Origin of the sequence: Allobosea sp. TAB14, assembly GCF_052113865.1 — a bacterium.
Lineage (GTDB): Bacteria > Pseudomonadota > Alphaproteobacteria > Rhizobiales > Beijerinckiaceae > Allobosea > Allobosea spartocytisi.
This window is the reverse complement of sequence record NZ_JBFRDQ010000097.1, coordinates 19,174-27,094: the sequence shown is the minus strand read 5'-3', so window position 1 is coordinate 27,094 and position 7,921 is coordinate 19,174. Positions and strand designations below refer to the sequence as shown.

Genomic DNA, 7,921 nt, shown 5'->3' with positions numbered 1-7,921 from the left:
GCGCCCGCTCGAACCGGGACGGCTATGTACCACGAAGTCCATACCGAAAACATYGCAGCCCGCGCCCATGCGCCCGAGATCGCGAAGCTGCTCGACCGGTTCGCGTTCCATGGTCGCAACGGCCGGCCCGTCGCCTACGAAGACTTCATCGCCGAAATCATGCCGGCCTTCGGCGAGGACCTGGTCATCCTCGAGCCGACCGATGACGGTGATTATCGCTGGATCCATTACGGCCGCGAGATCGTGCGCTATGTCGGCGGCTCGCGGCTGGGCGAGACATTGGCCGCGATGCGGCCGCAGGTCGCGACATTCACGCGCGACTGCGCCGAACGCGCGCGCTCGGAGCGCAAGCCGCTCTACACCATCCACCGTTCCAAGCCGATCACCCGCGTCGCGCTGTGGGAGCGCCTCCTGCTCCCCACCATCGCGCAAGACGGACGGGACGTGGTGGTCGCCTTCAGCCGCCCGTTGCAGTTCCGCGAGGACCTGCTCAATGCGGTGCTGGACAACTCACCGAGCGGCATCGTCGCGCTGCGCGCCATCCGCGACGATGATGGCGGCATCGACCGCACGGTCATCGTCACGGCAAATGCACGGGCGGCCGAACTGGCCGGACGGCCCGGTGCCTGCCTGCTGGATTGCGAGGGTCGGGAGGGCCTGCCCTTCCTCAGCGACCCGACGCTCTGGCGCCGCTGCCTCCACGCGATGCAGCATCAGCGCGCCGACACCTTCGAAACCGCCTTCGCCCTTGGCGAGCGCACGACCTGGCTGAGGCTCGCGGTCGCCCCCCTCGGCGACGGGCTCCTCATGACGCTGACCGACATCACCGACCTCACCGTCGCCAACCAGACCCTGCAACTGCGCGCCGCGACGCTCGCGCTCGAGATCGGCCGGGAGCGGGCGACGCGCCGGGCCCTGTCCGAAGAGATCGGCTATCGCGAGGAACGCGAAAAGGAACTGCGGCGCCTCGCCGAGACCGATCCGCTGACCGCTCTCCTCAACCGCCGCTCCTTCACCGAACGCGCCCATGCGGCGATGGCGACGGGTGCGAGCGAGGATGCCGACATCTCGCTCATCATCGTCGATCTCGACCATTTCAAGCAGGTCAACGACTCCCACGGCCATGCGGCGGGAGACGCCGTCATCCGTGCCTTCGCCGATATGCTGCTCGGGCTGCTGCGCGGCGAGCGCCACCTCGTCGCCCGCGTCGGCGGCGAGGAATTTGCCATTCTGCTGCGCGGCGCCGGCGGGACCGAGGCGGTGGCCAAGACGCGCCAGATCCAGGACGCGCTGGCGAGCCGCGCTTTGCCCGTTTCCGAGACGCTCGAACTCAAGGTCACTGCCAGCTACGGCATCGCGACACGCCAGTCGGAAGAGCAGCTCGCCATGCTGATGGAGCGCGCCGACCAGGCGCTCTACTGTGCCAAGAGCGAGGGCCGGAACCGGATCGGCATCGCCGAGGCGAGCACGATCGCCGCCGTCGCGGCCTGAGTTCAGCGTTTCAGGCCGGCGAGCGCCGTCTCCAGCGCGGCCTCCGGCGCCACCGCCTGCCAGCCCGCCATCTGGTGCCGGAACCATGTCACCTGCCGCTTGGAATAGGCGCGCGTGTCGGCCTGCCCGCGCACAATCGCCTCCTCCAGCGAGATTTCGCCGTCGAGATGCGCGATCAGACCCGGCACGCCATGAGCGCGCATGATCGGCAGGAGCGGATCGAGCCCCCGCTCCCGCAGCCGCGCAACCTCCTCCAGCGCGCCTGCCGCCATCATCGCCTCGAAGCGCCGGTCGATCCGGGCGCGCACGTCCTCACGCGACGGGCTGACGAACAGGCGTAGCAGCGCCATGCCGTCGAGAGGTCCCGGCTCGCGCTCGCCCTGGAAGCTCGCCAGCGAACGCCCGGTCGCCAGATGTACCTCGATGGCACGCATGATCCGCAGCCGGTCCGACGGCCGCAGCCGGTCGGCCATGAGGGGATCGAGAGCGGCAAGCTCGGCATGCAGCGCCTCGGTCGCGGCGCCCTCCGCTCGCGCTCGGAAGGCGGAGCGCACCGCCTCCGGCACGGGCGGCATCGCCGAGAAGCCCTCGGTCACCGCTTTGAAGTAGAGCCCCGTTCCCCCCACCAGGATCGGCAGCTTGCCCTGCTCCCAAAGCTGCGGCAGCAAGGCCGCGACATCCGCCGCATAGCGCATCGCCGAGTAATTCACGGCACCGTCGACATGGCCGTAGAGCCGGTGCGGCGCGAGCGCCTCCTCGGCCTCGCTCGGGCGGGCGGAGAGGATGCGCAGATCGGCATAGACCTGCATGGAATCGGCGTTGACCACGACGCCGTCCAGCCGCCGGGCGATCTCGATGGCGAGCGCGGACTTGCCGCTGGCGGTCGGACCTGCGATGAGCACCGCCCTGATCGTCTCTTCCGCCTGCGTCACCGGTCCTCACATGCTCGTCGCGACACTTGTTTCCGCCCATGGCCAGGCGCTCGTCGGCGAGGCCCTGCTCGCACACCTCGCCCGCGCAGTGCCGGGCATCCATCGCACAGCAACGCTGGACGGCGCCATCGCCGCCGATCTCTTCGCGGATGGAACCGACGCGCGCAAGCTCGAAGCCGAAATCCGGACCGCGCTGGAAGATGTGGCGATCGACGTCATCGTCCAGCCCGAAGCGAGCCGCCGCAAGGCCCTGTTCCTTGCCGACATGGATTCGACGATGATCGGCCAGGAATGCATCGACGAGCTCGCCGCCTGTGTCGGGCTGAAGGATCTCGTCTCAGCCATCACCGAGCGCGCCATGCGCGGCGAGATCGCCTTYGARCCGGCGCTGCGCGAACGCGTCGCCTTGCTGAAGGGCGTGCCGCTGTCGGTGGTCGACGAGATCATCCGCGACCGCATCACCCTGACACCGGGCGGCTACGAGCTCGTCCATACGATGCGCGCCAACGGCGCCTACACCGCCCTGGTCTCCGGCGGCTTCACCGTCTTCACCGGTCCGATCAGCGCCGCCATCGGCTTCGACGAGCACCGCTCGAACGTGCTGCTGGCGCAGGACGGCATCCTGACCGGCGAGGTCGCCGACCCGATCCTCGGCAAGCAGGCCAAGCTCGATTCGCTCGTCGAACTGCGCAGCCGCTTCGGCCTCCGACCCGAGCAGACGCTTGCGGTCGGCGACGGCGCCAACGACCTCGCCATGCTCGGCGAGGCCGGCCTCGGCGTCGCCTTCCGTGCCAAGCCCGCTGTCGCGGCCGCGGCCGATGCCCGGCTGGAGCACGCCGATCTCACCGCCCTGCTCTACGCCCAGGGCTATACCGGCGGCGAGATCGTCAGGCGCTGATCAATCGACGATGAAGAGCTTCGCGCCCGTCTTCGTCTGCGAGCGGTGCGCCTCGGCGCCATCGGCGACTTGATAGCTCATGCCGGCCTTGAGCGGCATGACGCGGCCATCTTCCAGCGTCGTCTCCATCTCGCCTTCCAGGCACAGGATGATGTGGCCTTTCGAGCACCAGTGATCGGCGACGTAGCCGGCCGAATACTCGACCATCCGCACCCGGATGCGGTTCTCCTCCGGTCCGAAATACTGGACGCGCCAGATCGCCTCCCCGGCATCGCCGGCATGGCGCTCGGCCGGCACGGCCGACCAGTCGGTGGTGACGAAGGAAATATCGCTGATCTTCATGTCGCTGCTCACCGGCCGGAGCCGGGCCCGTCTTGCCATGGCCGAAGGCGCGCAAGGTGCCAGCCGCGAGCCGGATGCGCCATCGCAAAGACGGGATCGGCGGCATGCCCGCAAAGCGCGGGCGCCAAACAAAAAGGGCGGCCCGCCGGGCCGCCCTCGATCTCGACCTGTCAGGGACCGGTCAGTTCATCGCCACCGCGACGAAGCGGACCTCGCCCTGGCCGTTGGAAACCAGCAGAAGGGCGGACTTCTTGCCCTCCTTCTTCAGCGCATCGAGGCGCTTGGTCAGCTCGTCCGGCGTGTTGACCGGCTCCTGCCCGACCTCGACGATCAGCTCGCCGACCATGATGCGCTTGTCGGCGGCGTTCGAGTTCGGATCGACCTTCGTCACGACGACGCCCTTCAGCCCGTCCTTGATCGAATAGCGCTTCCTGAGCTCGTCGTTCTGGGCCGAGAGTTCGAGGCCGAGCGCGCTGGTCACCGCCGGCTTCGCCGCTTCCGGAGTGGGCTTGCTGGCGGAGGCGGTCTGGACTTTCTCGCCATCTTCGAGGCGGCCGAGCTTGACCGTCTTGATCTCTTCCTTGCCTTTGCGGACGATCGTGACCGGCACGTCCTTGCCGACCGGCGTCGCGGCGACGATGCGCGGCAGATCGCGCGAATCCTTCACGTCCTTGCCGTCGAACTTGGTGATCACGTCGCCGGTCTCGAGGCCGGCCGGCTTGCCCGGGCCCTTCTCGTCGACGCCGGCGATCAGCGCGCCGCGCGCCGTGCCCAGCCCCAGCGCATCCGCGGTGGCGTCGTCGATGCTCTGGATGCGCACGCCGAGCCAGCCGCGGCGGGTCTCGCCGAATTCGCGCAACTGCTCGACCACGTTCGCCGCCAGCGCGGCCGGCACGGCGAAGCCGATGCCGACCGAGCCGCCGGTCGGCGACAGGATCGCCGTGTTGATGCCGATGACCTCGCCGGCCATGTTGAACAGCGGGCCGCCGGAATTGCCCTTGTTGATGGCCGCGTCGGTCTGGATATAGGTGTCGTACGGCCCCTGGCTGATGTCGCGGTTGCGGGCCGAGATGATGCCCGACGAGACCGAGCCGCCGAGGCCGAACGGGTTGCCGATCGCCATCACCGGGTCGCCGATCCGCATCTTGTCGGAATCGCCGAACTTCACGGAGGGCAGCGGCTTGTCGTGCTTCACCCGCAGCACSGCGAGATCGACCTTGGTGTCCTTGCCGATGACTTCGGCCTTGAGCCGCAGGCCGTCGCCGAAGATCACCGTGATCTCGTTGGCGTCGCCGATGACGTGGTTGTTGGTGACGACGATGCCCGACGGGTCGATGACGAAACCCGAGCCCGCCGATTGCGACCGGCGCTGCTGCGGCGCCTGGCGCTCGCCCTGCTGGTTGCGGCGGTTGAAGAACTCCTCGAACAGRTCGCCGAAGGGCGTATCGGGGCCGAGCTGCGGCARTTGCGGCAGGTTGCGGCCCTTGGTGTCGCTGGTCGTGACGGCGGAGATGTTGACTACCGCCGGCATCACCTTGTCGACGAGGTCGGCGAGCGAGGTCTGACCTTGCAGCAAGGGGGTATTGGCTCTGGCCTGCGCCGGCGCCAGCACCGGCGTCAGCAGCGCCAGGCCGGCCACGCCGGCCGCGAGCGCGATGCGGACGGACCGGGCAGCCACGGGAACGGTTTTCAATGCCATTTGAATCCTCATGACGGAAAAAGGCAGGCCGATCGATGCGGCACAACTCTCGCGCCGAATTGAACTCCGAAATGCGGCGGAAGGGCGACGCACAATCGTGTCATCGAACACGATCGCGGGATAGTCTACCAGCTTCCGCGCGCGATCCAGACCAGGATCACGCCGAGCACCGCCGAGCCGAGCCCGATCAGACGCATCCGATCGGGCGGCGTCTCCGCCGCGCTGCGCAGGGCATCCTTCGCCAGATGCGGAATCGAAGCGAAGAGAATGCCCTCGATGGCGAAGACCAGGCCGAGCGCCGCGATGAAGTCGAACATCCGCGTCGCTCGCTGTGATCAGGGCCGTGCCGGCACGGGAGCCGGGTTTRCCGGCGCGGCCTGAGATTGCGCCTGTCCGCCCCCGCGCTGCGTGTTCGGCCCATTGAAGAACTGGAAGAACGGCGAATCGGGGGTCAGCACCATGCGCGTATCGCCCGGCTTGATGCTCGCCTCATAGGCCTGCATCGAGCGGTAGAAGGCGAAGAACTCCGGATCCTTGCCGAAGGCCTCGGCGAACACCCTGTTGCGCTCGCCTTCGCCCTGGCCGCGGATCTCGTCGGACTTCTGCTGCGCTTCCGCGACGATCACGGTCGCGTCCCTGTCGGCCCTTGCGCGGATCTCCTGCGCCTGCTGACCGCCGAGCGCGCGCRCTTCCGCCGCCTCGCGCTGACGTTCGGTCTGCATGCGCTGGAACACCGCCGCCGAGTTCGCCGCCGGTAGGTCGACGCGACGCAGCTTGACGTCGACGACCGTCATGCCGAAGCGCGCCGCCTCGCGGTTCACCACGTCGCGGATGCGGGCCATCAGCCGCGACCGCTCGGTGCGCACCACATCGACGAAGGTCGCATCCGCCAGGACCGAACGGACATTGCCGTTGACGATCGAGGTGAGCTGCGAATTCGCCCGCGGGATGTTGTTGACCGCCTGGTAGAAGCGCAGCGGATCGGAGATCCGGTAGCGCGTGAAGGCATCGACCACCAGACGCTTCTGGTCGGAGGCGATGATCTCCTGCGCCGGCAGATCGAGGTCGAGGATGCGGTTGTCGAGCAGCGTCACCGTCTCGATCGGCGCGAACCATTTGAAATAGAGGCCGGGCTCGGTCTTGACCGCGCGCACCGCGCCCAGCCTGAGCACGAGCGCCGACTGCGTCTGCGAGACGATGAAGGTGCAGGCGTAGAACACGGCCGCGACGGCAACGAGGACGACGACAAGAGCCGCCCGAAGGAAGGAACCGTTCATCGGGTCGCTCCCTGCTGCTGGCCGCCCCGCGCGGGTAGCCTCTGCAATTGGTCGAGCGGCAGATAGGGCACCACGCCCTGGCCGTTGCCCGTCGAGTCGAGGATGATCTTGTCGGTTCCGCCCATCACGCGTTCCATCGTCTCCAGGAAGAGGCGCTCGCGCGTCACGCCCGGAGCATTCTTGTACTGCTCGTAGACCGCGTTGAAGCGGCTGGCCTGACCGCGCGCTTCCGCCACGGTCTGCTCCTTGTAGGCTTCAGCCGACTGCACGAGCTGGGCGGCGCGACCGCGCGACTCGGGCACGACGCGGTTGGCATAGGTCTGCGCCTCGTTGCGCAGGCGCTCCTGGTCGGCACGCGCCGCCTGGACGTCGCGGAAGGCGTCGATGACCTGCTGCGGCGGATCGACCTTCTGGAGCTGCACGAGCCGGATCTGCACGCCGGCATTGTAGCCGTTGAGCGTATCCTGCATGAGCTGGCGCACTTCCGTCTCGATCGCGCCACGGTCAGTGGTCAGCACCGGCTGGATGTTGCGCCGGCCGATGATCTCGCGCATCGCGCCCTCGGCCACGGCTTTGACGGTGCCGGGCGGGTCCTGGATGTTGAAGACGTAGTTCTCGGGCGCGGCCGGGTCGATCTGCCACTGCACGATGAAATCGATGTCGACGATGTTCTCGTCGCCGGTGAGCATCAGGCTTTCCTCGATCACGTCGGTCTGGCGCGACTGGCGCACCGCCTCGACGGTCCGGAAGCCGACCTCGGTGGTGATGACGTTGGTGACCTGCGGCTTGACCACATTGCCGATCGGATAGGGCCAGTTCCAGTTGGCGCCCTCGCCCGTCTTGCCGACGAACTTGCCGAACACGACGTTGAGGCCGACCTCGTTGGGCCGCACGAAATAGAATCCGGACAGAAGCCAGATCGCGATCAGCACCAGCGCGCCGAGCGCAAGGCCACGGCCGCCGAGATTGCCGCCGGGAACGAGATTCTTCAGCCGGTCCTGGCTGCGCCGCAGAATTTCCTCGAGGTCGGGCGGATTGCCATTGCCCCCGCCGGAGCCGCCGCCCCATGGGCCGCCACCGCCACTGCCTCCGCGCTGGCCCCAGGGTCCGCCCCCGCCGCTGCCGCCGCCGCTCTGGTTACTCCAAGGCATTCCGGGCCCGTTCCCTTCCGTTCATTGTGCTTGAGGCCGAGCCATAGGTGAATGGCGGCCATTTGTCAGCGCCTCGGGGAGAGACGCTCGCCTGACTTGGTCATGGGCCATGAATTCGTCAACGGCGCAAG

Annotated in this window: 8 protein-coding genes; 2 read left to right on the top strand and 6 right to left on the bottom strand. The window is 68.0% G+C overall.

What is annotated here, in order from left to right; translation table 11 throughout:
* Positions 1–1,491, top strand: a 1,491-nt coding sequence (locus AB4Y99_RS15880) for a GGDEF domain-containing protein (protein ID WP_441523970.1), incomplete at its 5' end; no start/stop codon positions are given.
* A gap of 2 nt (positions 1,492–1,493) precedes the next feature.
* Here AB4Y99_RS15880 and miaA read toward each other — a convergent pair.
* A complete protein-coding gene (gene miaA, locus AB4Y99_RS15875; RefSeq protein WP_441523969.1) occupies positions 1,494–2,423 on the bottom strand; it encodes a tRNA (adenosine(37)-N6)-dimethylallyltransferase MiaA in 930 nt (309 codons plus the stop codon).
* 10 nt (positions 2,424–2,433) lie between these two features.
* Between miaA and serB the strand changes: the two genes are divergently transcribed.
* Entirely contained in the window at positions 2,434–3,321 is an 888-nt protein-coding gene (gene serB / locus AB4Y99_RS15870; protein ID WP_191124039.1) for a phosphoserine phosphatase SerB, read from the top strand.
* Here serB and AB4Y99_RS15865 read toward each other — a convergent pair whose 3' ends face one another.
* The 5 genes from AB4Y99_RS15865 to hflK all read right to left on the bottom strand — a co-directional run bounded on the left by AB4Y99_RS15865 (position 3,322) and on the right by hflK (position 7,790).
* Positions 3,322–3,663 (bottom strand): DHCW motif cupin fold protein, encoded by a 342-nt coding sequence (locus tag AB4Y99_RS15865; RefSeq protein WP_038358776.1) that lies wholly within the window; start codon positions 3,661–3,663, stop codon positions 3,322–3,324.
* 181 nt (positions 3,664–3,844) lie between these two features.
* Positions 3,845–5,362 (bottom strand): DegQ family serine endoprotease, encoded by a 1,518-nt coding sequence (locus tag AB4Y99_RS15860; RefSeq protein WP_038358778.1) that lies wholly within the window; start codon positions 5,360–5,362, stop codon positions 3,845–3,847.
* A gap of 125 nt (positions 5,363–5,487) precedes the next feature.
* On the bottom strand, positions 5,488–5,679 hold the full coding sequence (locus AB4Y99_RS15855; RefSeq protein ID WP_038358780.1) for a DUF2065 domain-containing protein: 192 nt from the start codon (positions 5,677–5,679) through the stop codon (positions 5,488–5,490).
* A gap of 18 nt (positions 5,680–5,697) precedes the next feature.
* Positions 5,698–6,639: a protease modulator HflC gene (gene hflC / locus AB4Y99_RS15850; protein ID WP_441523968.1), complete on the bottom strand. Its 942-nt coding sequence runs from the start codon at positions 6,637–6,639 to the stop codon at positions 5,698–5,700.
* Positions 6,636–7,790: an FtsH protease activity modulator HflK gene (gene hflK / locus AB4Y99_RS15845; protein WP_113252446.1), complete on the bottom strand. Its 1,155-nt coding sequence runs from the start codon at positions 7,788–7,790 to the stop codon at positions 6,636–6,638. Before hflK ends, hflC begins: the two co-directional genes overlap by 4 nt.
* Positions 7,791–7,921 lie beyond the last annotated feature (131 nt).

Coding starts and splice junctions, on each gene's coding strand:
- AB4Y99_RS15865 (WP_038358776.1), bottom strand. CDS start 3,663: ATGAAGATCAGCGATATTTCCTTCGTCACCACCGACTGGTCGGCCGTG.
- AB4Y99_RS15855 (WP_038358780.1), bottom strand. CDS start 5,679: ATGTTCGACTTCATCGCGGCGCTCGGCCTGGTCTTCGCCATCGAGGGC.
- hflK (WP_113252446.1), bottom strand. CDS start 7,790: ATGCCTTGGAGTAACCAGAGCGGCGGCGGCAGCGGCGGGGGCGGACCC.